At 71.7% G+C, this 1,057-nt stretch carries 1 protein-coding gene; it reads left to right on the top strand.

Features of this window, described 5'->3' with window-relative positions; translation table 11 throughout:
• Positions 1 to 15 precede the first annotated feature (15 nt).
• The coding region (locus ACIBEF_RS32620) for an IS701 family transposase (RefSeq protein ID WP_396797271.1) at positions 16 to 1,057 on the top strand (1,042 nt) is incomplete at its 3' end.

The following is a 1,057-nucleotide window of genomic DNA, read 5'->3' as shown; positions in this document are numbered from 1 at the left end:
TGGGATGCCGGCGCCGTGCGTGACGACCTGCGGCAGCTGATCACCGGCCGGTTCGGCTGCCCGGACGCGGTCCTGGCCGTCGACGAGGCCGGTGAGCTGAAGAAGGGCATCCACACGGTCGGGGTGCAACGCCGATACACCGGCACGGCGGGGCGGATCGAGAACAGCCAGGTCGCAGTGTTCCTCGGCTACGCCGGCGCGGGCGGGCACACCTTGATCGACCGGCGGGTGTATCTGCCGGCGTCGTGGACCGACGACCGGGACCGCTGCCGGGGCGCCGGCGTGCCCGACGAGGTCGAGTTCGCCACCAAGCCGGACCTGGCCGCTGACATGATCATCGCAGCCCTCGACGCCGGGGTGCCCGCAGGGTGGGTCGCAGCCGACGAGGCATACGGCAACAGCGGCGTCTTCCGCGCCCACCTGCGTGAACGCGAGCTCGGCTACGTCCTGGCCGTGTCCCGCAGCCACCTGACGCCGATCGACGGCGGCAAGACCCGCATCCGCGCGGACCGGATCGCCGCTGACCTGCCCGCTGCGGCGTGGCAGCGCCGCAGCGGCGGCGCCGGGTCGAAAGGGCCGCGCTTCTCCGACTGGGCCTGGCTCGATGACGTGTGCACCGACGCCGACCCCGACGACGGCGGCCAGCACAGCCTCCTGATCCGCCGCAACACGAGCACCGGTGAGCTGACCTTTTACCGCTGCTGGACCCCCAGACCCGCCACCCTCGCCCAGCTCGTGCGAGTCGCGGGTATCCGCTGGAGCATCGAGGAAAGCTTCCAAGCCGCCAAAAGCCAGGTCGGCCTCGACCAGCACCAGGTCCGCCGCTGGGACTCCTGGCTCCGCTTCACCACCCTTGCCCTGGCCGCCCTCGCCGTCCTGGCGATCTGCGCCGCCGACGCCGCCGACGACGACCCGGCCGACACCAGCCTAATCAAGCCCACGGTCAACGAGGTCCGCCGCCTGACCAACGCCTTCCTCATCCGCCCGATCAGCGACCTCGCCCACCGTCTGCACTGGTCAAACTGGCGACGCCTGCACCAAGCCCGAGCCCGAGCCC

The organism is Micromonospora sp. NPDC050795, from assembly GCF_044456785.1.
GTDB lineage: Bacteria > Actinomycetota > Actinomycetes > Mycobacteriales > Micromonosporaceae > Micromonospora.
The sequence above is the reverse complement of the archived record's forward strand: the minus strand, read 5'-3'. Positions and strand labels throughout refer to the sequence as shown.